At 49.5% G+C, this 23,470-nt stretch carries 28 protein-coding genes; 14 read left to right on the forward strand and 14 right to left on the reverse strand.

Features of this window, described 5'->3' with window-relative positions; genetic code table 11:
- Positions 1 to 28 precede the first annotated feature (28 nt).
- The 3 genes from L3556_RS02175 to sufR form a co-directional block, all read right to left on the reverse strand.
- Positions 29 to 3,115 (reverse strand): FHA domain-containing protein, encoded by a 3,087-nt coding sequence (locus L3556_RS02175; protein WP_277865663.1) that lies wholly within the window; start codon positions 3,113 to 3,115, stop codon positions 29 to 31.
- 133 nt (positions 3,116 to 3,248) lie between these two features.
- Positions 3,249 to 4,349, reverse strand: coding sequence for a phosphodiester glycosidase family protein (locus L3556_RS02180; protein ID WP_277865664.1), 1,101 nt, complete (start codon positions 4,347 to 4,349; stop codon positions 3,249 to 3,251).
- 224 nt (positions 4,350 to 4,573) lie between these two features.
- Positions 4,574 to 5,239: an iron-sulfur cluster biosynthesis transcriptional regulator SufR gene (gene sufR, locus L3556_RS02185; protein ID WP_277865665.1), complete on the reverse strand. Its 666-nt coding sequence runs from the start codon at positions 5,237 to 5,239 to the stop codon at positions 4,574 to 4,576.
- 177 nt (positions 5,240 to 5,416) lie between these two features.
- Here sufR and sufB point away from each other — a divergent pair, with 177 nt between their 5' ends.
- The 4 genes from sufB to L3556_RS02205 all read left to right on the forward strand — a co-directional run bounded on the left by sufB (position 5,417) and on the right by L3556_RS02205 (position 8,568).
- Positions 5,417 to 6,853: a Fe-S cluster assembly protein SufB gene (sufB, locus tag L3556_RS02190; RefSeq protein WP_277865666.1), complete on the forward strand. Its 1,437-nt coding sequence runs from the start codon at positions 5,417 to 5,419 to the stop codon at positions 6,851 to 6,853.
- A 608-nt stretch (positions 6,854 to 7,461) separates the two neighbouring features.
- The gene (locus L3556_RS02195) at positions 7,462 to 7,830 is read left to right on the forward strand and encodes a nucleotidyltransferase family protein (protein WP_277865667.1); all 369 of its coding nucleotides are present in this window, start codon (positions 7,462 to 7,464) and stop codon (positions 7,828 to 7,830) included.
- Positions 7,820 to 8,311, forward strand: coding sequence for a ribonuclease toxin HepT-like protein (locus L3556_RS02200; RefSeq protein ID WP_277865668.1), 492 nt, complete (start codon positions 7,820 to 7,822; stop codon positions 8,309 to 8,311). The genes L3556_RS02195 and L3556_RS02200 overlap by 11 nt, the downstream gene beginning before the upstream one ends.
- A gap of 110 nt (positions 8,312 to 8,421) precedes the next feature.
- Complete coding sequence (locus tag L3556_RS02205; protein WP_277865669.1) at positions 8,422 to 8,568, forward strand: hypothetical protein; 147 nt, start codon at positions 8,422 to 8,424, stop codon at positions 8,566 to 8,568.
- Between the two features lie 98 nt (positions 8,569 to 8,666).
- On the opposite strand, the gene L3556_RS02210 is transcribed toward L3556_RS02205, so the two are convergent.
- On the reverse strand, positions 8,667 to 9,971 hold the full coding sequence (locus tag L3556_RS02210) for an ABC transporter substrate-binding protein (RefSeq protein ID WP_277865670.1): 1,305 nt from the start codon (positions 9,969 to 9,971) through the stop codon (positions 8,667 to 8,669).
- A 116-nt stretch (positions 9,972 to 10,087) separates the two neighbouring features.
- Here L3556_RS02210 and L3556_RS02215 point away from each other — a divergent pair, with 116 nt between their 5' ends.
- The 7 genes from L3556_RS02215 to L3556_RS02245 all read left to right on the forward strand — a co-directional run bounded on the left by L3556_RS02215 (position 10,088) and on the right by L3556_RS02245 (position 14,514).
- Positions 10,088 to 10,339 (forward strand): hypothetical protein, encoded by a 252-nt coding sequence (locus L3556_RS02215; RefSeq protein WP_277865671.1) that lies wholly within the window; start codon positions 10,088 to 10,090, stop codon positions 10,337 to 10,339.
- The gene (locus L3556_RS02220) at positions 10,336 to 10,638 is read left to right on the forward strand and encodes a DUF3181 family protein (RefSeq protein WP_277865672.1); all 303 of its coding nucleotides are present in this window, start codon (positions 10,336 to 10,338) and stop codon (positions 10,636 to 10,638) included. The genes L3556_RS02215 and L3556_RS02220 overlap by 4 nt, the downstream gene beginning before the upstream one ends.
- A gap of 9 nt (positions 10,639 to 10,647) precedes the next feature.
- On the forward strand, positions 10,648 to 11,520 hold the full coding sequence (locus L3556_RS02225; protein ID WP_277865673.1) for a 4-hydroxybenzoate solanesyltransferase: 873 nt from the start codon (positions 10,648 to 10,650) through the stop codon (positions 11,518 to 11,520).
- 88 nt (positions 11,521 to 11,608) lie between these two features.
- Complete coding sequence (locus tag L3556_RS02230) at positions 11,609 to 12,256, forward strand: DUF3318 domain-containing protein (RefSeq protein ID WP_277865674.1); 648 nt, start codon at positions 11,609 to 11,611, stop codon at positions 12,254 to 12,256.
- A gap of 509 nt (positions 12,257 to 12,765) precedes the next feature.
- Entirely contained in the window at positions 12,766 to 13,923 is a 1,158-nt protein-coding gene (hemH, locus tag L3556_RS02235; protein WP_277865675.1) for a ferrochelatase, read from the forward strand.
- Between the two features lie 61 nt (positions 13,924 to 13,984).
- Positions 13,985 to 14,215 carry an addiction module protein gene (locus L3556_RS02240; RefSeq protein ID WP_277865676.1) on the forward strand — a complete coding sequence of 77 codons (231 nt, stop codon included), beginning with the start codon at positions 13,985 to 13,987 and terminating at the stop codon, positions 14,213 to 14,215.
- On the forward strand, positions 14,212 to 14,514 hold the full coding sequence (locus L3556_RS02245) for a type II toxin-antitoxin system RelE/ParE family toxin (RefSeq protein WP_277865677.1): 303 nt from the start codon (positions 14,212 to 14,214) through the stop codon (positions 14,512 to 14,514). The genes L3556_RS02240 and L3556_RS02245 overlap by 4 nt, the downstream gene beginning before the upstream one ends.
- A gap of 101 nt (positions 14,515 to 14,615) precedes the next feature.
- Here L3556_RS02245 and L3556_RS02250 read toward each other — a convergent pair whose 3' ends face one another.
- From L3556_RS02250 to psbH, 4 genes are read right to left on the reverse strand one after another with little or no spacing between them, the layout of a single operon-like run.
- Positions 14,616 to 15,458 carry a prephenate/arogenate dehydrogenase gene (locus L3556_RS02250; protein ID WP_277865678.1) on the reverse strand — a complete coding sequence of 281 codons (843 nt, stop codon included), beginning with the start codon at positions 15,456 to 15,458 and terminating at the stop codon, positions 14,616 to 14,618.
- 13 nt (positions 15,459 to 15,471) lie between these two features.
- Positions 15,472 to 16,092, reverse strand: a complete 621-nt coding sequence (gene pth / locus L3556_RS02255; protein ID WP_277865679.1) for an aminoacyl-tRNA hydrolase — start codon at positions 16,090 to 16,092, stop codon at positions 15,472 to 15,474.
- Between the two features lie 4 nt (positions 16,093 to 16,096).
- The gene (locus L3556_RS02260) at positions 16,097 to 16,348 is read right to left on the reverse strand and encodes a TatA/E family twin arginine-targeting protein translocase (protein WP_277865680.1); all 252 of its coding nucleotides are present in this window, start codon (positions 16,346 to 16,348) and stop codon (positions 16,097 to 16,099) included.
- Positions 16,349 to 16,350: 2 nt separating this feature from the next.
- Entirely contained in the window at positions 16,351 to 16,551 is a 201-nt protein-coding gene (gene psbH / locus L3556_RS02265) for a photosystem II reaction center phosphoprotein PsbH (RefSeq protein WP_277865681.1), read from the reverse strand.
- Positions 16,552 to 16,635: 84 nt separating this feature from the next.
- Between psbH and psbN the strand changes: the two genes are divergently transcribed.
- On the forward strand, positions 16,636 to 16,767 hold the full coding sequence (gene psbN, locus L3556_RS02270) for a photosystem II reaction center protein PsbN (RefSeq protein WP_277865682.1): 132 nt from the start codon (positions 16,636 to 16,638) through the stop codon (positions 16,765 to 16,767).
- A 52-nt stretch (positions 16,768 to 16,819) separates the two neighbouring features.
- Here the strand turns inward: psbN and L3556_RS02275 are convergent, their stop codons facing one another.
- Genes L3556_RS02275 through L3556_RS02285 form a run of 3 tightly spaced genes read right to left on the reverse strand, consistent with a single transcriptional unit; the run spans position 16,820 to position 19,035 of the window.
- Complete coding sequence (locus tag L3556_RS02275) at positions 16,820 to 17,542, reverse strand: DUF2232 domain-containing protein (protein ID WP_277865683.1); 723 nt, start codon at positions 17,540 to 17,542, stop codon at positions 16,820 to 16,822.
- A gap of 48 nt (positions 17,543 to 17,590) precedes the next feature.
- A complete protein-coding gene (locus L3556_RS02280; protein WP_277865684.1) occupies positions 17,591 to 18,172 on the reverse strand; it encodes a hypothetical protein in 582 nt (193 codons plus the stop codon).
- Positions 18,173 to 18,177: 5 nt separating this feature from the next.
- A complete protein-coding gene (locus L3556_RS02285) occupies positions 18,178 to 19,035 on the reverse strand; it encodes an acyl-CoA desaturase (RefSeq protein ID WP_277865685.1) in 858 nt (285 codons plus the stop codon).
- An 89-nt stretch (positions 19,036 to 19,124) separates the two neighbouring features.
- Between L3556_RS02285 and L3556_RS02290 the strand changes: the two genes are divergently transcribed.
- Positions 19,125 to 20,351: a methionine gamma-lyase family protein gene (locus L3556_RS02290; RefSeq protein ID WP_277865686.1), complete on the forward strand. Its 1,227-nt coding sequence runs from the start codon at positions 19,125 to 19,127 to the stop codon at positions 20,349 to 20,351.
- 31 nt (positions 20,352 to 20,382) lie between these two features.
- Here the strand turns inward: L3556_RS02290 and hemL are convergent, their stop codons facing one another.
- Positions 20,383 to 21,675 carry a glutamate-1-semialdehyde 2,1-aminomutase gene (hemL, locus tag L3556_RS02295; protein WP_479682435.1) on the reverse strand — a complete coding sequence of 431 codons (1,293 nt, stop codon included), beginning with the start codon at positions 21,673 to 21,675 and terminating at the stop codon, positions 20,383 to 20,385.
- A gap of 115 nt (positions 21,676 to 21,790) precedes the next feature.
- On the opposite strand from hemL, the gene L3556_RS02300 reads away from it, so the two are divergent.
- Positions 21,791 to 22,540, forward strand: a complete 750-nt coding sequence (locus L3556_RS02300) for an NAD(P)-dependent oxidoreductase (protein ID WP_277865687.1) — start codon at positions 21,791 to 21,793, stop codon at positions 22,538 to 22,540.
- Between the two features lie 132 nt (positions 22,541 to 22,672).
- Here L3556_RS02300 and L3556_RS02305 read toward each other — a convergent pair whose 3' ends face one another.
- Together L3556_RS02305 and L3556_RS16255 are read right to left on the reverse strand one after the other, a co-directional pair.
- Complete coding sequence (locus L3556_RS02305) at positions 22,673 to 22,894, reverse strand: DUF6887 family protein (protein WP_277865688.1); 222 nt, start codon at positions 22,892 to 22,894, stop codon at positions 22,673 to 22,675.
- Complete coding sequence (locus L3556_RS16255) at positions 22,894 to 23,070, reverse strand: DUF6888 family protein (RefSeq protein WP_422110742.1); 177 nt, start codon at positions 23,068 to 23,070, stop codon at positions 22,894 to 22,896. The genes L3556_RS02305 and L3556_RS16255 overlap by 1 nt, the downstream gene beginning before the upstream one ends.
- Positions 23,071 to 23,470: the final 400 nt, after the last annotated feature.

Consider the following 23,470-nt stretch of genomic DNA (forward strand, 5'->3'; position numbering starts at 1 on the left):
TTGTTGATTTAACTGCTAAATTTTTGGTCTAGGAGCTAAAGTCGCGCCGTTTTTGTAGGAAGGGAAGGGCGATGAGCATCACTAGAATCAGGATGCCTTGATTGCGCCAGTGCCGCTGAACATTGACATTAAACATATAACCCTGATCTTTGTTAAAGCGACTAATGGTGCCTTCCGCCTCGTTGATGGCCCGACTCCGTTGCCGATTCCACTCTAGGTAGGTGTCTTGCCAGGTCTCCATATCCGCTTGATATTGCTCGACCCGTGCTTGGTAGTCTTCCAGTTCAAAGGGATCCTCCGGCGGATCCCCTGGAGATGTGGGTTTGACTGGCTCCGGCTCATTGACTGCGGGATCGTACTTCGCCTGAATTCCTGGAAAGTTGCAGGTTTCAAAGAGTCCTGGGCCGTAGCAGAGGCACTCTTGTCGCTGTTGTTCTTCGCTGAGGGCATCCCGTTGTTCGGCGGTCAGAGTTTGCCAGCAGGGATCTCGGGCAACATCTTGGCCCAGTCCGGTGAGGGTGACCATGGATTCAAAGGGCCATTTAATCACGGTCATGTGGTTAATGATTTTGCCGGGTAAACCCAAGGAGTCCACGGGTTGAATGCCACCACTGAAAATAATTTGGGGGACGAGACACATCAAAATAAGTAGGGGAACAATGTTTTGACTGGGGGCAAAGGCAGAGACCACTAACCCCATGATCATCCCGCCAAAAATGGCCAGGGCAAGGGTGATGTACATCTCAAAGGTGATTGACCAATCCCCGGGAATATTCACCGCTAGTTTGGTGACGAGTAGGTAGGTGGCCCCTTGATACAGGGACAGCATCAGGGCGATCGCCACCTTGGAGGAGATATAGGGCAATATCTGTAGGCCAATCATCCGTTCCCGGCGATAGATTTCCACCTCCTTGACCAAATCCCGCATTGTTGTCATTGCGCCGATCATCACCGCAATCAGAGTCGTGACAAAAATCATCGTTAAGGCCTGGCCCGCATTACCAGTCAACGGGTCAAACACATCCCGTTTCCAGGAGACGAAACTCAACATTCCCAGCAACGGGGCGATCAGCAGAGTCAGGAGTAAGTTACTGCGATCCTGGGCGAGAATGGCAATATTTCGCTGAGTAAGAATAATAAATTGCTGCCAGGCGGAAATGCGGGCTTTCCGTTCATCGGGTTTGGGCCGCGATCGCTGGCGGCGGGTGTTTTCTTCTGGGGGACGGCTACTGAGTACCCGTTGTCGGCCAATCACATATTCTTGGTACAACTGGGATTGCCGATAGGCCTGCTCTAGGTCGTGGGGGCTGGGGGCATTGGGGTTTTTCTCTTTGTCCAGGGCGCGGTAAATTCCCGAAAAATCATCTAGTTTAATGCCCCGGAATTGGGTAGCAAAGGTATGACGAAAATAGTCCAGCATTTGCTCTGGCGGGCCAAAATAGGCTAATCGCCCGCCCTCGGCCATGTAAATCACCAGATTACATTCACGAATGTTTTGGGTAGCATGGGTAATGATCAAGATGGTACGGCCCTGATCGGCTAATTGCCGCAGCAGGTACATCATGTCTGCCTCTGTGCCAGGGTCTAAACCGGAGGTGGCTTCATCTAGGAAAAACAGACTCGGCTGGGTCAGGAGTTCCGCACCAATACAGACCCGTCGTTGCTGGCCACCGCTCAAACGGGAAATGGGTATGTCGCGGCGATGGGAAAGGCCCAATTCACTTAACACTGCTTTGACCCGTTCTTGCCGTTCTTTGCCTGTGGTATCTGGGGGCATTCGCAGCAGGGCGGCGTATTCTAGGGCTTGGCTAATGGTGAGTTCTTCGTGGATGATATTTTTCTGGGGAACATAGCCCAGTTGGGTTTGAAAGGCTTGGTAGTTACGATAAAAATTCGTTCCATTCACTAAGACCGAACCACTGGTGGCGGGCCGTAAGCCATTCAGGGTATCCAAGAGGGTTGATTTACCACTGCCACTGGGGCCCAAAATCGCCACAAATTCCTGGGGCAAAATTGACAAAGAAACATCATGGAGAATGCAAGTTCCTTTACCCACTACTTTGCTGAGGTTGAGGGCATCTAGGCGCAGATTTCCTGATTCAGCGTACTGGGTGAGGGTTTCGTCAATATTTAGAACTAGGCGATCGCAACCGACCCGAATGCTGTCTCCCACCCGCAGGAGGGTGGCATCAATCACTTCCTTGCCGTTAACAAAGGTGCCGTTACTAGAGCCGAGGTCAATGAGAATAAACTCTCCGTCCCGGCGGTTAATCTGGGCATGGGCCCGGGATACGGTGGGATGTTCAATTACTAGGTCATTATTGGGATCTCGACCAATGGTGAGGGTGACTCGCCCAATCAGGGAAATGGTATTGACGGGAACAGAGAAATCGCTGGATTCAGGCTCGGGAATGCCTAAAATTGTTTCGGTGCTGACATTACCAACTTGGGTACCGGGCACCATGCGGACGGGCTGACGTTGGTTCTGAATACTTTCTGGATATTCAAATCCGAGAAATGTCAAGCTAATTTGGTCTGACAAGTCGTAGCGATCGCCAATTTGTAATTCCCTAGCTTCCGCCATCTCAGGATGGGCTAAGTCAACCAACGTCAGGCGATCGCCCTGATCCATGATCCGTAAATGACACAGGGCAATATCCGGTTCATCGAGAACAATGTCACAGGCTGTATTGCTGCCTAAAAGGGATGTGGTGTCCAGGAGTCCCCAGTCTTGATACCACGTCGAAGTGCGGACTTGAATCACCGGCAGGCGATCGCCCCGGAGAACCAGATTCGTTTCGCCGGAACTAGTCCATTCCAGCCGAAACCGGAGAGCCGAGTCCCCTAAACTAAGGAGGTCTCCATCTTCCAAAGGCGTAGGAATATTGGCCGCTAGCTTTTGGTTATTGAGGCGAGTACCATTGTTACTACCCAAGTCAGTGATGCAGTAATGACTCTGAATCCACTCAATGCGGGCGTGGTAACGGGATACAGAAACATCATTGAGGACGAGGGTATTATCCGATGCCCGACCAATACGAATTTCTGTACCATTCAGGCTGAGGCCCTGGGGCCCCATTTGCTTAACCAGTTCTAACCAAGCTGGCCGACTCATAAGACATTTTGCTTCTAGATGATGGCCGTCAGTGTAGCGGATTACGGGGGCATTACGAAATGTATACTGCGGCTAGGTGCAAGGGAGATCATTTACCCCGATTTTTTCCCATAGCCATCTTTTCCAATCAAACCTAAGAGGGATAACTCCTGCCCCAGCCCGTAATGGCTTGAATTCGAGAGCGAGTGCGATGCCATGTTTGACGCATCCAGTTGGGAGCCTTCGGGGGCGTTGCTTGGACTGGAAAATCGATGGGTTCAGCGACAAAGGTCGAGGAGAGGGAAAAGTTAGAAGAGAGGGAAGAGGATACCGATGGGGATCGCGGCACTAATCCCAAATTAGCCCCCGTTGGTCGCAGCGATCGCTGGCTACTTAAAGCAGAACCTAGGGCTTGGCGACCCATGGTCATAGCAAAATTACCAATGCCTGAGGGAATTAAACGGGCAAAGGCACAATGGGTATCCTGGGGATAGTTCTTCACATCTCCATGGACGACCAAGGTAGAGGAGTCCCCACCATCAAGGGCCGTGGCATCGGTCACACCCCGGTCAAGAAGAAACTGTTGTAACTGGGCAAAGGACACCCCTGGGGAACCATTGTTACCCCGACCATCCGCCACCAGAAAAACATACTCGTTCTGCCGCCGCCCCACAATCGTTTTTGGATGATTATCTGCATCCGCGTGTTGGGGTTGGCCATTCAGGATGAGATGACGCTGACCCGCAATCACATGGTGGGGAGCCGAAGGCAATTCACCTTGGTAAAATTCCATGCCCCCTTGGGCGGGAAAGTTCACAATCGCCCCAAAATCTTGGCGATGGGGCCGCACCTGTTGACCATTGACAAAATATGCTCCTTCAACCATTGAGGGAATGGTTCCCTGGCCCGTGAGGCAGGTTTGGCGGAGATCTGCATAGGGAATACGAATATCCAAGGTTCCTCTGATCCACCGCTGGTAGTCATTAAAGCCATTCACTTGTCCCGGTTGAATCCATTGATAGAAGTTGGTATTAATTGCTGCCAGGGTATTATTCCGCCGGGCAAAGGATTCCGTTGTTTCTAAATAGGTATCGGTGCCACTGCTATTGGGCGAAGTCATGACAACATTCACCTGATCCATTTGGGCTGCAACGAAGTATACAGCGGTTCCTTGAATGGAATGCTGGGAATAATGGACACCGGGGGCAATTTGACTGGCAAGGACAACTTGAGTAGCAACTAATGTAGCTAACATGGTTTGTTCCCTAAAGATTCTTGACCATTTTGACGATAGGTGAGGGTAAACAGTTTCCAATTTCCCCATGATCAACATAATCAATTCTAGACCTTAGAAAATATTTGGGGGGCGAGTAGGTTTGTCTAGTAGCAGTTGTGGCGGTAGTGGGTCGGGGGCAGTTAGCAAGGTTAATACAAGATTAAATATCAGCAATTTAATATCAGCAATCCAAACCATGTAAATTAATTAATGGGTGAAATTAAATAGCCACAGCGATGTTCCCCATCCACCATCCAGTGGGTTCGCTTCACCTGGCAATGTTCTAAGGCAATGGCAAACATTTCAAGTTCATGCTCACAGATTGTCGGAAAGGTTTGGGCTACGCTGGAAATGGCACAGTTATATTCTGTAAATAGGTAAGCATTTGGGTTCTCGGCATCGGTGACGGGATAGTATTCTGCCATGTAACCTTCGGCGTAGCGTAGTTTCACCAGTTGGGCAAGGCGATCGCCCAGGGGGCCATTGCCCAGTTGCTTACGATAATCTAGGGCCTTTTGTTGCCATGCCTTTTGGAGAATATCCTGCATCTGCTCTGGGCTAACGGTGGCGGCCACCGCTCCCAGTAATTCTACCGCAAAGCCATTGGGGGTAGCCCCTTCCTGTAATTGTTGGAGATGGCGTAACTGCTCTCGACCCGACGGACTCACCCGATAGAGGAGTTGGGGCCGGCCCACGCCCATTTGGGTGGTCTCGTACTCAATGAGGTGTTCTTCTTCTAAATCTTTGAGATGTCGCCGCACCGCTTGGGGGCTAATTCCCAAAATTTCAGCAATATCCTGGGCCGGCGATCGCCCCTGCTTGAGTAGGCAATGGAGAATATCTTGCTTCGTAGAGGATGTGGTATTCACGATATTCACGCCAGGGTGACAGATACAGCTATACAGATGCTAGGCATGCAAGGCAGTGACTTGACTAAAACAACATGAGTGTTGTTAAACTATCAGTGAGACTTAAACAACTTGCTTGTTGTTTAATATACTATAGCCTAGGCCCAGCCTGTCCCTTACGAAAGTCGAGAACACTACATGTCCGCAACGGTGCAGTCCCTCGTTAATCAGCCCTATAAGTACGGCTTTATCACGGAGATCGAATCTGAAAGCATTCCCCGTGGTCTCAGTGAAGACGTGATTCGCCTGATCTCTGCCAAAAAGAATGAGCCAGAGTTTATGCTGGACTTTCGGCTGCGGGCCTATCGCCAGTGGTTAAAAATGACCGAACCCACCTGGCCCAATGTAGACTATCCCCCTATTGACTACCAAAATATCGTTTATTACTCTGCCCCCAAGAAAAAAGAAAAACTGAGTAGTCTGGAGGAAGTGGATCCCATCCTTCTGGAAACCTTTGAAAAACTAGGGATTCCCCTCTCGGAACAAAAGCGGCTGAGTAATGTGGCGGTGGATGCCATCTTTGATAGTGTCTCTGTGGCGACCACCTTTCGGGAAGAACTGGCTAAGGAAGGGATTATCTTCTGTTCGATTTCCGAGGCCTTGCAGCACCATCCAGACCTTGTGGAACAATACCTGGGTAGTGTGGTTCCCGTGGCGGATAACTTCTATGCGGCCCTGAATTCAGCGGTCTTTACCGATGGTTCCTTTGTGTACATTCCCAAAAACACCCGTTGTCCCATGGATTTATCCACCTATTTTCGGATTAATAATGGCGAATCGGGGCAGTTTGAACGCACCCTAATTATTGCCGAAGAAGGGAGCTATGTCAGCTATTTGGAGGGGTGTACCGCGCCCATGTTTGACACCAATCAACTCCATGCTGCCGTCGTGGAATTGGTAGCCCTCGATAACGCTGAAATCAAATATTCCACGGTGCAAAACTGGTATGCCGGGGATGAAAATGGCAAGGGCGGCATCTATAACTTTGTCACCAAGCGGGGAATGTGCCGCGGCCATGACTCAAAAATTTCCTGGACTCAGGTGGAAACCGGCTCCGCCATTACTTGGAAATATCCCAGTTGTATCCTAGTGGGCGATCGCTCCGTGGGGGAATTTTATTCCGTGGCCCTCACCAATAATTGCCAGCAAGCCGATACGGGTACAAAAATGATCCATGTGGGCAAAGACACCCGCAGCACGATTATTTCTAAGGGTATTTCGGCGGGGCGATCGCGTAATAGTTACCGTGGTCTAGTGAAAGTTAGCCCAAAAGCCGAGGGGGCCCGGAACTACTCCCAGTGTGATTCCATGCTCATTGGTGATAACTCTGGAGCCAATACGTTTCCCTATATCCAGGTACAAAACAACACCGCCCAAGTGGAGCATGAAGCCTCTACCTCCAAGATTGGCGAAGATCAACTCTTTTACTTTAGTCAACGGGGCATCTCCGCCGAGGATGCTGTCTCGATGATCATCAGTGGTTTTTGCCGGGATGTTTTTAATCAATTGCCCATGGAGTTTGCGGTTGAAGCCGATCGCCTCTTGAGTTTGAAATTAGAAGGCAGTGTCGGCTAGATCAAAATAGGGTAGTGCCAAACTAGATAAGGATGCATTGTAATCATGTCATGAAGGATCAAATTGCTCCAAGATAGTTTTCTACTTTTTTGGAGGATGATAATATTTTCCTAACTAGACGTGACACTCGCTGGCGCAAGGTGCAGTTGGACTAGTCAATATAGCTGGTTTTACCACCGTCTTTACCTACACATTGATGTTGCTTCCTTGGAAAGATACCCACGTAGGCTGACTAAAAATCGGTGTAGGCAACTGCGCAGTTGATACACTGCTGACAACGTATCCCACAATCCCTTCGCACCCTCTCAAGTGCGATCACCAACATACCCCAATTTCTCTTGTTTGACATCATAATGCCAGCCAAATCCATTGCTTGTTACCGTTGCTGCCCACAAACGGCCACGTCTCATCACACTGGATGGTTAAGTGCCTTTTTTTTGCCGTACCTATAAGTTACTCACAAAAAGTAATTTTTATTTTATGTGAAATAATTATATACAAAAACTATACATTATATAATTTCTCAAATAGACCAAAATTTAGCTTTTTTATTGAAGAAAACTTTGAATGAACAACACTAGTTTCCTCGGAGATTCAACGATACGATAATGGACACATTTGACTATCAGGCTTCTCGACATTTTTTAGAGCAAAAGTATTTAACTTTAAGGGCAAAACGGCATGCTTTATGGCAACAAGCTTACTCCGACTGTCAAAGTATTATTACAATGATGATTGAGAACTATCACCCCAAACGTATTATTCAGTGGGGATCAGTTTTATATCCGAAGCATTTTTCTGAAGTATCGGATATTGATTTAGCTGTAGAAGGTTTGGAAACACAAATATTCATGAAACTTTTTTCTCAGGCAGAAGATATGACAAGTTTTTCGTTGGATTTAATTCAATGGGAATATATTCATCCCTCATTTCAAGAAATTATTTTAATGAAAGGTACTATTGTTTATGGTGAATGAAGACATTTTGCTCTTGGTTGGTGAAATTAATAAAAGTCTTGAAGTGCTTAATGATATAAATGCACTTTATGATAATTATGCTGCTATTTTTAGTCAAAAGGATCAGCGAGATATACGGGATGCAGTTTTGCTTGCCGACATTTTATGTAACACTTATACTTGCATAGAAACGCTTTTATTGCGAATTTCTCGTTTGTTTGAAAATCATCTTGATTCAGAACAATGGCATAAAGAGTTATTACGAAAAATGCATATTGAGATTCCAGGAATTCGTAAAGCTGTACTTTCTCAAGAAACCTATGAGCTTTTAGATGAACTAAGGCGGTTTCAGCATTTCAAAAGATACTATTATGATTTTAAGTATGACTGGTCACGGTTAGATTTCTTGCGTAATGTCTATGAAAGAGTCTTTCCCTTAGTTAAGAACGACATGGAAGAATATGTGACATTTCTAATGGGTCAAGCGCAAGTCAAAGAATAGAGTTTTTATGAATTAAAAGGACAATTGTTGACCGAAAGTATCAACTGAAGCTTCTCGAATTAGTGTGTGCTTGGTGTGCAGAACGCAAGCTTGTTTTAGGTCAAATCCCTGTGAATATTGGGTCTAACGAGATAACGGCCATTCCGGTTCTCCTTGAGCAACTGGACTGTAAGAAGGCGATCATCGCCATTGATGTAATGGGAAGGCATGCGGCGATTGCCAAGCAAATCTGTGCGGCTCAAGAAGATGATTCTTGAATTTGTATTCACAATGGGGTGAGTAACTTTAGCATCTTGAAGCGATTAGCCTTGAATCTCTTCCTCAACCCCTGATGAATCTTTTAATTTTGATGAGTTTACCCTGACCCTTGGCCTAAAACTCGTCGTGTTTCCCCAGCGGCTTGCTGCATTGCATTCTCTGCACTCAATTGTCCGGTGATGGCAGCACTGAGATACCGCTGCAAAATATCAGAGACTTGAGCATACTGACCAATGGGGGGACGCAGGACAGCCGTTTCCGCAACGGCTAATAATTGGGGATAGTAGTCATATTTGGCCAAGACTTGGGGATCCGTAAAGAGCGATCGCCGGCTAGGAAGATAGCCATAATCTAGAACAAACTGGCGTTGGGAGGCTTCACTGGTAAAAAAATCAATCACCCGCCAGGCTGCATCGGGGTGGGCTGTCGTTGCTGCCATACCAAACCCCCAACCTCCTTGACAGGCTCCACTGGTGTGTCCAGGGGCATGAACCATGGGTTTGAGTCCCACCTTGCCGCGAATGGCTGAATTGGGTTGATTCACTTCTGGCCAGACATAGGGCCAATTACGCAAAAAGGCCGCATTACCATTGCGAAACAAGCGCAGGGTATCTTCCTCCAGATAGCTGGTGACTCCCGCCGGTGAAACCCCAGTTTTGATCACCTCCTGCAAAAAATTAACCGCCGCGATCGCCTCAGGCTGATCTAGGCCCACATCACGGGTTTCCGGGTCAATCCAAAAGCCACCATAGCCATGCAAAATTTCCGTAAAGCCCGCTGCTAAGCCTTCATACTGAAGTCCCTGCCAGACATAGCCCCAATCCACCACTCCCTGCGCCTGCAATTGTTTGGAATGATCAATTAACTCCTGAAATGTTTGGGGGGGAGCGAGTCCTTTGTCTGCCAATAAATCCTGACGGTAATACAACATACCCACATCGGAACGGAAGGGCATTCGATATAGGCCATTCTCCACCTGTCCCGCTTCAATATCTGTCCGGAGAAAATCCTGCAAGTCTTCGTCACTTACCCACGCCGATAGATCCTGGAGCCAACCCGCTGCGGCAAACTTTGGAATCCAGACAATATCGGCAAAGACCAAATCGTAGGGCGAATCCCCCAGCAGAAAGGAACTGGTGTACAAATCCTCCACTGTATTACTAGCATTAGGTCCTCGCACAATATTGATACGAATATCTGGGTTCTGTCGCTCAAATTCCTGAACAAGGGGCTGAAGTTGATCTGCCTCTAGCGATCGCACCAAAAAAGAAATTGTCACGGGGGATTGCGATCGCCCTCCAGGTCCCCACAGAATCAGGGCAGCAACCAAACCACTCAGCAGGGCCCAACGCAGGAACCGCGAGGGCAACCACCGGTGCAAATGTTTCGGGATTTTTTTCATGGCGATCGCCAAAAATCAACAGCTATCTCGATCCTACGCTGGGTAGCGATCCCCAAAGTGCGCTAGATTAATATTTAGTTACATTTTCCATTTGTCAGCACGTTAGACTTTTTCCTATGCCGCCCCGTTGGCCCCGTAAACCCGATCGCCGGGATCCTGCCTACCGTCGTCTGGGCGATCGCATCAACTTTGCCCTCCATGTTGCCTTTTTTGCGGCAATTAACTCTGGGGCATGGTTTTTTCAAGAATTTTTAGAGAAAGATTGGCACTGGCTGCCCTGGTTTAGTGGAGCATGGCTCCTGCTGATCCTCAGCCATGGGATCTATATTTTTGCCCTTGCAGACTACGATGGGGGAATTGCCGAATGAGTCAAGAAAGTCGGGTCATCGAAGCCCTAGGGGACGTCATTGGCCGCAATATCTACATTGATGTGGCCCGCTGGCATCTCTATCTTGCCGAGGCAAAACTCCACATTCGCCTTGCCGAAGAATTTTATCCCCTCGCCGTGGATGGGCCCATTAGTCGTGACCAAGTGGATCAGGTACTCGCCAGCATCCGGGTTCCCGTGGGGGGCAATCAGCGGCAATTACCCTTAAACGAACTGATTCCGGTGGCAGTCCAGGGGGACTTGGTAGACCTATTGGAGCAATTTTGCCAGGAACTTTAGGGGGGAAACATGGGCGTTGCCGGAAAATCACTCTCTACCCCAGGGGCAATCATCAAGTTATTGCGGTGGCACAAACCCTCAGGGCGATTAATTTTAATGATTCCAGCCCTATGGGCCGTGTTTTTTGCCAGTGAGGGGATACCGCCATGGGCCTTAATTGGCCTCATTATTGGCGGCAGTTTGGCCACCAGTGCGGCGGGGTGTGTGATTAATGATCTCTGGGATCGGGACATTGATCCCCATGTACAGCGAACGCGGCAACGGCCCTTGGCCAGTCGGCGGCTATCCGTGGGGGTAGGTATAGGCGTCCTAATGATTTCACTACTCTGTGCCGGGGGCATCGCCCTCTTCCTCAATCCCCTCAGCTTTGGTTTGGCAGTGGCAGCCCTGCCCGTGATTCTCTGTTATCCCTTAGCCAAGCGTTTTTTTCCCATTCCCCAACTGGTCTTGTCCCTGGCCTGGGGCTTTGCCGTTCTCATTGCCTGGACAGCGGTAACTGCCCGTTTAGAACTGGGAACCTGGCTCCTCTGGGCTGCGGTGGTTGCTTGGACAATGGCCTTTGATACCATTTATGCCATGGCCGATCGCCCCGATGATCGACGTTTAGGGATTCAGTCCAGTGCCCTCTTTTTTGGGGAGCGAGTTGCCCTAGCGATCGCCAGTTTCTACGGTCTAACCCTAGTTTTTCTAGCCGCCACGGGTTGGATTCAAGGGCAGGGCTTCGGATTTGCCCTCGCACTCGCCATCTCCGGTTATGCTTGGTTGAAACAATCCCTAACACTACGATCGCCCCATTTACCGGCGACGATTTACGGTCAGTATTTTCGGGAAAATGTTTGGCTCGGCTGTCTCATTGGCGTGGGGATCGCTGTTCCCGTTTAGTCTTTTCACTATCACTAAGTCCGGAAAAATCCGGTAAACTAAACTCCACAAGTTAAAATAGGATGGGGATTCATTCCTAGGATGTTCTATGACCTCTGCTTCTTCCGTTGCCCGTGCTGACTTAGCGGAATTGCGCCGCCTTAAAGCCCTATTGCCCCCCGAACTACAAAGTTGGGTCATTATTGAACCGGCTAATGGGATTAATGCCGCGTTAATTACCTGCGAAGAAATTGGTAAGGACGAGGTGGAGATCCAGATCGACCTGGCCCGCTGGGATCAACTGGCAAAGGATCAGCGAAATTTACTGTTTTGGCACGAAGTCGCCCGCATCCAAAATGATACGATTCCTCGGGATGGTTGGGAGATGGCAGCCCTGGCCATTGGTTTAGGGGGAGCCGTCGGTGAGCTATGGGTACAGGATGGCCTATTGCTCCTATTAGCCGTTGGCTTATGTGGCTTTTCCGGTTGGCGACTCTATCAGCGGAATAATGGCGAAAAAATTCTCAAGCAGGCGATCGAAGCCGATGAAAAGGCGATCGCCCTCGCTACCCGATTTGGCTATACCCTACCTAATGCCTACAAAAGTCTAGGCAGTGCCCTCAAAGTTCTCGTCGAGCAAACCCCAGGACGGCGGAAACGGAAACGTTACGAATCCCGCCTGCGGGCCCTAAAACAAAGTGCCGCCAAGGCCAAGGCGCGGATGCGTACCACTCAAGATGAACCCATGACCCAGTAAAGCCGCCCCTAGGCTGGTAAGCTCTTGGAGTTTGTCCACTTTTTTCAGTCAGGGTCAGCTATGGCGATCTTGGCTTTGAATTCTGCACTGTACTGTCTGCGTTTTTTGCTCATGAATAACTCCTATCATTTTTCGAGTGATTCAAAGCTTAAGCACCTATCCAGTTTTTGGGGGCCACTATAGGTTGCTTTATGGCAATGGGTTTTTACCCGGATTGAGATCAGGAAATAAAATATATGCCTACCTTGGATGTAGTCCGGGAAATAGCCAAAGTTTGCGATCGCTTAAAAGCTAATGGTGTCCCTACCAAGTTAGTCCGATCTAGGATTGCTGTCAAAACTGTGGAAAAATTGTTCTATGCTTTGTTAGGCGCTCTCTGATTTGATGATTGAAGATAATTAAAAGGATGTCTTGGATGTCATCTTTTTTTTTGGCTCTAGATCATTAGACTAAAGAGAATGGGACAGACGTCGGAATTGTAGGTAGAATTGTAGGTATTGGTAAAAATCATGGGGTCAACAGGGGTATTACTACTGAATTTGGGGGGGCCCGATGGGCCAGAGGACGTTCGCCCCTTTCTCTACAATCTTTTCTCTGACCCAGAAATTATCCGTCTGCCCTTTCCCTGGCTGCAAAAACCCCTGGCCTGGTTCATTTCCACCAGTCGGGCCCGAAAGTCTCAAAAAAACTACGAAGAAATTGGCGGTGGTTCTCCCCTGCGCCGCATTACCGAAGAGCAGGCCGCTGCCCTGAAGACCTGTTTACAGTCCCGTGGCGTGGATGCAGAGCTTTATGTGGGAATGCGCTATTGGCATCCCTTCACCGAAGAGGCGATCGCCCAGATCAAGGCCGATGGCATTGGTGAACTGGTGGTCTTACCCCTCTATCCCCAATTTTCCATTAGTACCAGTGGCTCCAGTTTTCGCCTGTTAGAGGCCCTCTGGGAAAAGGATGCCCAACTGCAAGCCATTCGCTATAGTTTGGTTCCCTCCTGGTACGATGCCCCTCGGTATGTGGAATCTATGGTGGAGCTAATCCGCCAAGAATTGGCACACTGCCCAGCGGAAACAACCATTTTCTTTAGTGCCCATGGCGTCCCCCGCAGCTATGTCACCGATGCTGGGGATCCCTACCAAGACGAAATTGAAGCCTGCGTGGCCCTGATCATGGCCGCCCTAGGGCCCGATCATCCCCATGTTTTGGCCTACCAAAGCCGCGTTGGCCCGGTGGAGTGGCTCCAACCCTACACGGAAGATGTGATTATCGAACTTGGGGCGGCCGGCGCGAAGCATTTGGTGGTGGTTCCCATTAGCTTTATCTCTGAGCACATCGAAACCCTCCAAGAAATCGATATTGAATACCGTGAGTTGGCAGAGGAATCGGGGATTGAAACGTTCCGGCGAGTACCTGCCCTCAATACCTACCCCGGCTTTATTGCGGCCCTGGCAGATTTAGTCACCGATGCCTTGGCGGCTCCTCCCTGTACCTTTAGTGAGGTCAATACCTCCCGTAAGCGAGTGAAACTCTATCCCCAAGAACGGTGGGAATGGGGCATGACCACCGCCGCCGAACGCTGGAATGGCCGCTTGGCCATGCTGGGATTTTTGGCCCTGCTCCTAGAGCTAATTAGTGGCCAGGGCCCCCTGCACATGTTGGGCTGGCTATAACCCTCTTCAGTCAAAATAGTCCTAGTTCCATTAGATTAGGTAGGTTAACAGGAGGGGTAAAATGACAGAAACAGCGGAAAGGCTGAAGTTTGAGCTTTCTCAACTCTCTGTTAAGGATCGTGCAGAGCTTGCTTACTTCCTCATTCATTCGTTAGATGAGGAGGTCGATTATGACGTTGAGAGTACTTGGGATGTTGAGTTAATGAGACGGATGCAAGAAATCAACGAAGATGCTGCCTCCGGTAAACCATCTAACCAAGTATTCACTGATCTAAGAGAGAAATATTTGTGAAGCCTGTCATTCTTCATAGCGAAGCAATTGAGGAGCTAGATGCCGGAGTTGCCTACTACGAAGATCAAAAGGCAGGTTTAGGACTTGATTTTCTAGTGGAAGTCGAACAAGCTCTCGGTAGGATTCAACAGAATCCAAATTTAGGAGCAGTCTACAAAGTCACAGGCCTAAGTCGGTATGTAATTCAAAGGTTTCCTTTCTTAGTTTTTTACGCAGAGCTTGAAGATTGCATTTGGGTCATTGCAATTGCCCATGGAAGGCGTAGACCTGATTACTGGAGAGAACGACAGATAGAGTAGCACCGGACGCAAGCTAACAGCCCCAATGCAGCGGATAGTTGAACGTCGCTGGCGGTGAGTTTAGGATTATCTGCCGCCGCTGATTGGGAACGTTATAAAAATTAATCAAGATCAAATTGCCGCCTTTCTCTTTGGGCCATGGCCAGGCGATCGCGGAGATCATCCCATGCCTCCGCTTCAATTTGCAGAATTAAATCCTCCAAGGAGCGGCGATAGGTCTTTAGGCAGCCCAGTAATGCCCCTTGGTTAAACTGAGCCATCATTTGCCCTAGCTCTGGATTTCCCCCGCCAACGCGGCTCGTATCCCGAAACCCCGAACTAGCTAGGTCTTGAGCTAATTCATAAATATCCCGATCGCCCCCGTTGGCACAGGCTAAAATCAGGGCACTACTCACCATCACCGGTAAATGAGAGATCCAAGCCACGGCAAGATCGTGGGTTTCTGGAGTTGTCCGATATAACCGACTTCCCAAGGATGTGATCAGGGTAGCTAGGGTCTCCACATCCGCCGGGTTAGTCCGCTCCGTTGGGGTTAACACATAGGGACAATTCGCAAATAGGTGATGTTGGGCCGCTTCAATGCCCGTTTCCGCCGTCCCTGCCATGGGATGGCCGCCGACATAGTGGGGCCAAAGTTGTTCCAGAGGGGGTACGATCGCCCCCTTCACAGAGCCAATATCCGTCAAGATGGCATTGGCATTCAAATGGGGAATGATTTGCCGTGCCAAGGACACCATCTGCCCCAAGGGAGGACAGAGAAATACCACCTCACTGGAGCTTAAAATCCCCAGATCCGTACTTCCGGCATCAATGGCCCCTCGTTCTAGGGCCCGTTGCCAGGTCTGCGATCGCCGACTCACCCCCAGAACCCGATGCCCCAAGGCACGGAAATCTAGCCCTAGGGAGCCGCCCATCAAGCCCAAACCAACAATACCAATGTCCATAAGCTTAAAAAATTTAAGGGCCGGCGATCGCCACTGTCTTGCCGTTATAGTGATTCATTGCCGTCTCTACCCCATCTCTAACGGCCACATCAATGGCGGCAATCGTTAGGGTCAAAACCTCTGGTAACGCATCCCGTTCCGCCTGGGAAAAATTGCCCAATACGTAGGGAACCGCATTGCGGGGCCCCGTTTGTTGCAGTCGTAAACCATAGGCAATCCCCACTTTTAAGCGGGGAAAGTCTTGGCTATGGGTATGCTGAATAATTGATTTTATGCCATTGTGGCCGCCGGTAGAGCCACTCAACCGCAGCCGCAGTCGTCCAAGGGGTAAATCTGCATCATCGTAGATCACCAAGAGGCTAGAAATGGGCAACTTAAACCAACTGAGAACCGCCTGCACCGATCGCCCCGAATGGTTCATATAGGTGAGGGGCTTAAGCAGTCGCAGCCGCTGACCTCCCACCTGGCCTTCGCCATACTCTCCCTGGAAACGATTGTGGGGATGTAACGACACATGCCAATGGGCCGCCAAGGCATCCACCACCCGAAAGCCGATGTTATGACGAGTTGCCTGATACTCGGCCCCAGGATTACCCAGGCCAACAATCAAGGTCGGTTGAATCGCGTCGCCCATGGGTCTAGGCAGTGGGTTCCTTGGACGACGTTGACTCAGACTCCAAAGGGGTTGACTCGGTCGTCCCGCTATCCTGCTCTAGGGCCGTTGTCTGCCGCTTCACTTCATCCTGAAATTCCCGGGACGCGTCCTGGAAGCCACGCAAGGCCTTACCCAAGCTACGACCGATTTCCGGGAGTTTTTTCGGGCCAAAGATCAGCAGCGCAACGACTAGAATGACCACCATTTCTGGTAGGCCAATGCCAAAAAAATTCATGGCTACCCTAGAGCTTTCCAGCCCACGTCAACCCCATCCAGAATCAGGGTGGAATTATAGATTTCTAAAATAATCAACAAAAAGACCAAAAACAGTCCCATGAAGACGGCCATGAGCGGAGTTGTACCCCAACCGGGGGCCACTTTGCCGTATTCGGAGTTCAAAGGACGGAGAACATCGCCTAACCAAGTACGTCTTGCCATAGATGCCTTAAGGAGATTAATGAACAGAACTTTAACGTTTCGTAATATTATAGAGGCATATCCTGCACAAGTTAAGACATACCCATGGAATCTGCAACAGTTCTTAGCATTAGCATTGCCGCCATCTGTATAGGTATTACGGCTTACTCAGTTTACCTATCCTTTGGCCCACCCTCCAAGGAATTGGCGGATCCCTTTGATGATCACGATGATTAACATTTTGGGGATTAAAATCCTTGGGAATTCAAAAAACTAAACAATAGTCCGCTCAATCTGCGGGTTCTTCCAGAATAGCCTGTAGCCAGGGGGGCGGATCCGGAATGGGATTGCCTAGGCGATCTAGGAGCATCCAGGCAACGATATGGACAATGAGGGCGTAGACCGTAGATTGCATCAGAACCAACAGCAATGCCACCCCCTGCACCATCCACAGGTCTAAAACCAGTAAGATATTTAGCTGCACTAGGGCCCAATCAATAAAGCTCGTGACTTGCTGATTAAAGTAAATCCAAAGATTCTCTCCCAAGAGTAAGGATATCAGGGCCACTTGGAAAAAGAAACCCACCGTGCCCAAGATGCCCCCCCAGAAGATGGAGACCCCCCAACTTTGCTGTTTCCGCCAACATCCACCAAAGACCACGCCCATAATCCCATGGGGTATAAGGTACTGCAAACTCCGGGGCGGCCCCATTAAAACGGACAGAAGCAGGGCACTGACAATGGCGGCCATCCAAGCGGCCCGTCGATGCCAACGCAGATACACTAGGGCAATGGGAATAGGGAAAAATATCCGTAATAGCGGCCCAACCGGAAAGTAGAAATTAATCAGCCAAATCAAGGCGGCGGTACTGGCTAGAAAGGCCGTCTCTGTAATCACCAAGGTGCGTTGAATGCGTTGCCGTACTAAGGACTGGGCAAAGTCATGATCTACGATCGCCCCGGACTCATTTTCTGGAAACAGTTCATCATCACTGAGGGGGGGAGGATTCATAGGGTATCTTGGCAGAGATTAATAAATACGAGGTAAAAATGCGACGGGTTAAAAAATACTAATGGGAATATTGGGATTCAGCCAAACTCGGCACACTAAATCGGAGGCCCTGTTACCAACAAAATCTGGTACTGCCTGACCTTGGGAGTCTAGAACATTGGGAACAAAGGGAACCGTAACCGCTGCAAAATCACAGATATAGGCTCCTAAAACCGTTTGGCGGCGATCGCGAATGATTAGATGATAGCCATAATTACTGGCACTGGTTCCCAAATGATTGACCAGGGAAAATCGCTCAAAATAGCCATAGCGGGCCCACTCGCGATCGGAAACAAGCATATCGACTCGCCCACCCACCCAATCCTCTACGGGATGGGCTTGCCAAGATTCAACGATCCCGGCACCAAACTGATCAACGCTCCACCATAAACTAGGAACCGTTAACCCCAACTGGGAGGGGTGGCGACTGGAGATTACATCCCCCGTTGTCGGTGTCTCTAGCACCTGGCGCACCGCATTGGGCATCCCCCCAGGGGTGACATTGGCCTGCCCCGCCCCCATTAGGGCCAACAGGAGGCCCATGCCGCCTAATCCGCCCCATAGCCCCTGGTAAGCGTACCCCTTAGCCATTCGTTCTAGCCATCTATCGATGTTGCGGTACTGGTATCCACTAACCGAACCTTGGTAGCCAAGCCTAGGGCCTGGAGCACGCGAATCGTCATCCAAGTGAAGTCTACCTCCCACCACTTGAGACCATGGCGGGCTGAGTGGGGATAGGCATGGTGATTATTATGCCAACCTTCCCCATAGGAGAGCAGGGCTACCCACCAACAATTGGTCGAAGCATCGGCACAGTCAAAATTCCGGTAGCCAAACTGATGGGTGGCACTATTGACAAACCAGGTAATATGGTAGACCACCACTAAACGGACAAAAATACCCCAGACAAGAAAGGGAAGACCACCCCAGGCATAGAACAGCAGAGCTAGGACAATTTGAATGGGGATAAAATTTTTATTTAAGAGCTGATAAAACTTATCATCCTTAATATCTTTGGTTAAGCGTTCAATTTCTGACTTGGCGGGAATATCGTAGAGCATCCAGCCCATGTGACTCCACCAAAAACCCTGGCGGGAATTATGTTGATCCGCATCGGTATCGGAATGAATATGATGATTACGGTGCAGTCCAACCCATTCAAAGACACTTCCTTCACAGGCAAGGGTTCCACAAAATACAAGCACGTATTCCAGCCATTTAGGGGTTTGAAAACTACGGTGACTCAGGAGTCGGTGCCAGCCCAAGGTAATTCCTAGTCCACCGGTAATCCAATAAAATGTAACCGCTAATCCCACCGCCGACCAACTAAACGTTCCAGGCAAAAAAACAAGTAAGGCCCCAAGGTGGATAATGGCCATAAAAATAATGGTTTTCCAGTTGGGGATAAGACTTGATGGCGGTAAGGCAGATGCAGGACTCGACGTTGAACTCATAGATCAATCCAAAAAGAATAATTGAACAGAGATAGACCGCCCAATAGCGATACCTAAAAGATTTACACCAAATATGAGGTTAACGCATCATGGACTCAGCCATTGTGCCATCAGCGGCGCGGGCACTAGCTCCCATCTTTTCGGAGATTGATGGTCAAGTCAAGACCAATTTAGGGCGGGTTCTACGGGCCTTTCGTCAGCACAAGGTCGGCAGTCATCATTTTGCCAGTGTCTCCGGCTATGGACACAATGATTTGGGACGAGATGTCCTCGATCGGGTCTTTGCGGAGGTGATGGGGGCGGAGGCGGCTATGGTGCGGGTACAGTTTGTATCGGGAACCCATGCGATCGCTGCGGCTTTGTTTGGTATTTTGCGGCCGGGGGATGAACTCCTGGCTGTGGTCGGTAAACCCTACGACACCCTCGAAGAAGTGATTGGTACCCGTGGCCAGGGCCAAGGCTCCCTGAAAGACTTTGGCATTAGCTACCGCGAAATTGCCCTCACGGATCAGGGAGAACCGGACTGGGGAGCGATCGCCACCGCCATTGAACCCCAAACTCGCATGGTATTAATTCAACGCTCCTGTGGTTACAGTTGGCGCCCCAGTCTGGGCATAGAGCAGATTGCTCAGTTAATCCAATTGATCAAAAAACAAAACCCAGAGGTGGTCTGCTTTGTGGATAACTGCTACGGCGAATTTGTCACATCCCAGGAACCCACCCACGTTGGCGCAGATCTAATCGCTGGCTCCCTGATTAAAAATCCAGGGGGGACCATTGTCACCGCAGGGGGCTACATTGCCGGCCGTCAAGACTATGTGAATGCTGCCGCCTGTCGATTAACCGCGCCGGGGATTGGCCGAGAGGGAGGGGCCACCTTTGAGCAACACCGACTCCTCTTCCAGGGTCTATTTCTTGCCCCCCAGATGGTGGGAGAGGCCCTCAAGGGTAATTATTTAACCGGTTATGTGTTTGATCAATTGGGCTATGAGGTCAACCCAGCCCCTCGGGAGCCGCGTCGCGATGTGATTCAGGGGATCAAACTAGGCACCCCCGAAAAATTAATCCAGTTTTGCCGAATCTTACAGAGCTATTCCGCCGTAGATTCCTACCTAGAACCAATTCCGGCTCCCATGCCCGGCTATGACACTCCCCTAGTGATGGCCGGGGGCACATTTATTGATGGCAGTACCGCCGAGTTATCCGCCGATGGCCCGCTGCGATCGCCCTACGTGGTTTTTTGCCAAGGGGGAACCCACTGGACCCATGTGGCCCTGGCCCTTGAAGCCATGGTTGAGGCCATTGGCCCAGCCTAATCCACTTAAAACCTGCGTAAATAAGACCGGCTTAAAGCGTACTGAAGACCGCCTTAGCTGCGGCCAGGGTTTCTTCAATTTCGCGATCGCCATGGGCCAAGGAGGTAAAGCCAGCTTCAAACTGGGACGGAGCTAAATACACCCCATGCTCCAACATACCCCGATGGAAGGCGGCAAATTTAGCAGTATCGGCCTGTTTAGCATCGTCGTAGCTATGCACCGGCCCGGCGGTAAAGAACATACCAAACATGCCACTAATATGGCCACCACAGACGGCATGGCCCGCAGACCTGGCCAATTCCAGTAATCCCTGCACCAAGGTTGCCGATACCCGATCTAAATGCTCATAGGCCCCAGGACGACTAAGGATTTCTAGGGTTTTAATCCCGGCAGTCATGGCCAAGGGATTCCCCGAGAGAGTTCCCGCCTGATAGACCGGCCCCGCAGGTGCAATCATCGCCATAATATCGGCTCGGCCACCGTAGGCTCCCACCGGTAACCCACCACCAATGACTTTACCTAGGGTTGTCAAATCGGGTGTAATCCCAAATTTTTCCTGGGCACCGCCGTAGGCTAAACGAAAGCCCGTCATCACTTCATCAAAAACCAAAAGGGCACCATACTGCTGGGTGAGTTCCCGCAGGCCTGCCAAAAAGCCCGGATCCGGCACAATAAATCCGGCATTCCCCACCACTGGCTCAAGAATCACCCCACAAATATCTTCGGGGTACTCAGCAAAAAGCTTTTTCACCGCTTCTAGATCATTGTAGGGAGCGGTTAGGGTACTGGCGGTAGTTGCCTTGGGTACGCCCGGAGAATCGGGCAATCCAAGGGTGGCAACCCCTGACCCCGCCTTTACCAAAAACATATCGGCATGGCCGTGGTAACAGCCTTCAAACTTAATGACTTTATCCCGCCCCGTAAAGGCCCGCATCAGTCGCAGGACTGCCATACAGGCTTCCGTTCCCGAATTAACAAACCGCACCATTTCGACACTAGGAACGGCGGCAATGACCATTTCGGCGAGGACATTTTCTAACACACAGGGGGCCCCAAAACTGGTTCCCTTATCCAAGGCCTCATGGAGAGCGGCAATGACTTCTGGGTGAGCATGGCCGACAATGGCTGGCCCCCACGTGCCCACATAGTCAATGTATTGATTTCCATCCACATCCCAAATGGATGCTCCCTGCACCCGGTCAAACACAATCGGTTGACCACCCACGGATTTGAAAGCTCGCACGGGTGAACTGACGCCACCGGGCATGAGTTTTTGGGCAGCAGTAAAAATATCTTGAGATTTGGTTGTATTTAAGGCAGACAAAATGATCTCCTTTTGCGGTATCAGTGATGTCTTGAAACGCTCTCTGTTGCTCAAGCTTATCAGATCAGGTTATATTACTAGCAGATAAAAATATGTCCCCAGGAAGTGATTGCCAATGACGACTCTTGTGGTTGGAGCAAGTGGTGCAACTGGAAGGCTGCTAGTAAGGGAGTTGTGTGATCGGGGTGAATATGTCAGAGTCATTGTGCGATCGCCCCATAGGCTGCCCGAAGCCCTAATAAATCACGATCGCTTAACCGTGATCTGTGCCAGTATTTTGGAACTTAGGGATGACGAGATCGCTCAGTATGTTGGCGGCTGTGACGCGGTAGCTTTTTGCCTGGGGCATAATATGACCTTGAAAGGTATTTTTGGTCATCCGCGTAAACTGGTGACGGATGCCACGCGCCGAGTATGTAATGCCATTAAAGCCAACGCATCAGATAAATTAGATCAGTCAGACAGGTTAGATAAACCAACTAAATTTGTACTCATGAACACGGCGGGTAATAGCAATCGCGATCGCCAGGAGCCGATTTCCTTTAGACAACAGTGCGTTATTTGGCTGCTTCGTGTGCTTTTGCCTCCCCATTTGGACAATGAACAGGCTGCGGACTATCTACGCACTAAGATTGGACAGAATGACGGGGCGATCGCGTGGGTTGCTGTTCGTCCAGACAATTTGATCAATGAGGATCAGGTCACACCATACGAGGTCTATGCTTCACCGACTAGGAGCGCGATTTTTGATGCAGGCTTAACCAGTCGCATTAACGTTGCCCACTTCATGGCTGACTTAATCACTAGGGAGGAGATATGGAACGAGTGGAGGGGACAGATGCCTGTGATCTACAACGCGGTATAAGCAAGTGCCGTGCATTAAAAGAAAGCAATCGTTGACTTAGTCGCCCAACCAAAAGCCTTATACAGACGAAAATGGTTCCTATCGATCTGGAAGAAAAGATCATCTTCACTAGTCTTTGGAGAATAATGCAATCTACTTAGCTGGCTGGCTGCTACGCGATGATTCTAATTTCTGCCTAATTGCTGCCTGAATCTTTGCATCAAAATCAGGATCGCTCGGGCTTGCAATGAGAGATTTTGGACGCTGACTGAACCTATCCAAATACGCCTGAAAAGCAGCTTGATCTTGGCGGTTTGACAGAAAGTACCGTTTTAATTCGGCATCACTCATGGCATCAAAATTCACTTGACTCATCAGAACACCTCTCCATTCGGCACAATTTCAAACTCAAGATATTCACCATATCCGGCTAAGACATACACGTTGCCAGTCCGACGATCAAGACAAACTAGATGAATCGGTTGTAACATGACATACGTCAACTGATAGCTAACGCGGTATAGACTCTCTAGCTGAGCAGCCGTAGGCATTTTGTCACTCACGTCACCCGTTGCCTATCTTAACAGATGCTTCGAGTTCAAACGGACTCAAACGGCTGTGATTGTCTTTCGTTCTTTGGTTAGTTGCATAGTATCCAGTACAGTTTGTTCAATCTCATTTTGTACTGTTTTTATATATCCTTTACAATGACTACCCTTTTATTTTCTGTCCATGGGCATAGTTTTTAGGTAAGCTCGTAAAGCCTCATGGAAAAGGTAGTCTATCTTTGTAAATCAACGATATCAAGGTGCAAGGAAGATAGAGTGGAAAGAACGGAAATTCATCCTGACCCATTTCACACTATCAATCTTAGGTAGTCTAGAAAACATCAAATTCCAGGAAAAAAAATTAACTTATATAGATAGACCCAAAAGTCAGGATTGTTCATCG

It is taken from the genome of Candidatus Synechococcus calcipolaris G9 (assembly GCF_029582805.1).
Lineage (GTDB): Bacteria > Cyanobacteriota > Cyanobacteriia > Thermosynechococcales > Thermosynechococcaceae > Synechococcus_F > Synechococcus_F calcipolaris.

Coding starts and splice junctions, on each gene's coding strand:
- L3556_RS02175 (WP_277865663.1), bottom strand. CDS start 3,115: ATGAGTCGGCCAGCTTGGTTAGAACTGGTTAAGCAAATGGGGCCCCAG.
- L3556_RS02180 (WP_277865664.1), bottom strand. CDS start 4,349: ATGTTAGCTACATTAGTTGCTACTCAAGTTGTCCTTGCCAGTCAAATT.
- sufB (WP_277865666.1), top strand. CDS start 5,417: ATGTCCGCAACGGTGCAGTCCCTCGTTAATCAGCCCTATAAGTACGGC.
- L3556_RS02195 (WP_277865667.1), top strand. CDS start 7,462: ATGGACACATTTGACTATCAGGCTTCTCGACATTTTTTAGAGCAAAAG.
- L3556_RS02200 (WP_277865668.1), top strand. CDS start 7,820: ATGGTGAATGAAGACATTTTGCTCTTGGTTGGTGAAATTAATAAAAGT.
- L3556_RS02210 (WP_277865670.1), bottom strand. CDS start 9,971: ATGAAAAAAATCCCGAAACATTTGCACCGGTGGTTGCCCTCGCGGTTC.
- L3556_RS02215 (WP_277865671.1), top strand. CDS start 10,088: ATGCCGCCCCGTTGGCCCCGTAAACCCGATCGCCGGGATCCTGCCTAC.
- L3556_RS02220 (WP_277865672.1), top strand. CDS start 10,336: ATGAGTCAAGAAAGTCGGGTCATCGAAGCCCTAGGGGACGTCATTGGC.
- L3556_RS02225 (WP_277865673.1), top strand. CDS start 10,648: ATGGGCGTTGCCGGAAAATCACTCTCTACCCCAGGGGCAATCATCAAG.
- L3556_RS02230 (WP_277865674.1), top strand. CDS start 11,609: ATGACCTCTGCTTCTTCCGTTGCCCGTGCTGACTTAGCGGAATTGCGC.
- hemH (WP_277865675.1), top strand. CDS start 12,766: ATGGGGTCAACAGGGGTATTACTACTGAATTTGGGGGGGCCCGATGGG.
- L3556_RS02240 (WP_277865676.1), top strand. CDS start 13,985: ATGACAGAAACAGCGGAAAGGCTGAAGTTTGAGCTTTCTCAACTCTCT.
- L3556_RS02250 (WP_277865678.1), bottom strand. CDS start 15,458: ATGGACATTGGTATTGTTGGTTTGGGCTTGATGGGCGGCTCCCTAGGG.
- pth (WP_277865679.1), bottom strand. CDS start 16,092: ATGGGCGACGCGATTCAACCGACCTTGATTGTTGGCCTGGGTAATCCT.
- L3556_RS02260 (WP_277865680.1), bottom strand. CDS start 16,348: ATGAATTTTTTTGGCATTGGCCTACCAGAAATGGTGGTCATTCTAGTC.
- psbH (WP_277865681.1), bottom strand. CDS start 16,551: ATGGCAAGACGTACTTGGTTAGGCGATGTTCTCCGTCCTTTGAACTCC.
- psbN (WP_277865682.1), top strand. CDS start 16,636: ATGGAATCTGCAACAGTTCTTAGCATTAGCATTGCCGCCATCTGTATA.
- L3556_RS02275 (WP_277865683.1), bottom strand. CDS start 17,542: ATGAATCCTCCCCCCCTCAGTGATGATGAACTGTTTCCAGAAAATGAG.
- L3556_RS02280 (WP_277865684.1), bottom strand. CDS start 18,172: ATGGCTAAGGGGTACGCTTACCAGGGGCTATGGGGCGGATTAGGCGGC.
- L3556_RS02285 (WP_277865685.1), bottom strand. CDS start 19,035: ATGAGTTCAACGTCGAGTCCTGCATCTGCCTTACCGCCATCAAGTCTT.
- L3556_RS02290 (WP_277865686.1), top strand. CDS start 19,125: ATGGACTCAGCCATTGTGCCATCAGCGGCGCGGGCACTAGCTCCCATC.
- L3556_RS02300 (WP_277865687.1), top strand. CDS start 21,791: ATGACGACTCTTGTGGTTGGAGCAAGTGGTGCAACTGGAAGGCTGCTA.
- L3556_RS02305 (WP_277865688.1), bottom strand. CDS start 22,894: ATGAGTCAAGTGAATTTTGATGCCATGAGTGATGCCGAATTAAAACGG.
- L3556_RS16255 (WP_422110742.1), bottom strand. CDS start 23,070: ATGCCTACGGCTGCTCAGCTAGAGAGTCTATACCGCGTTAGCTATCAG.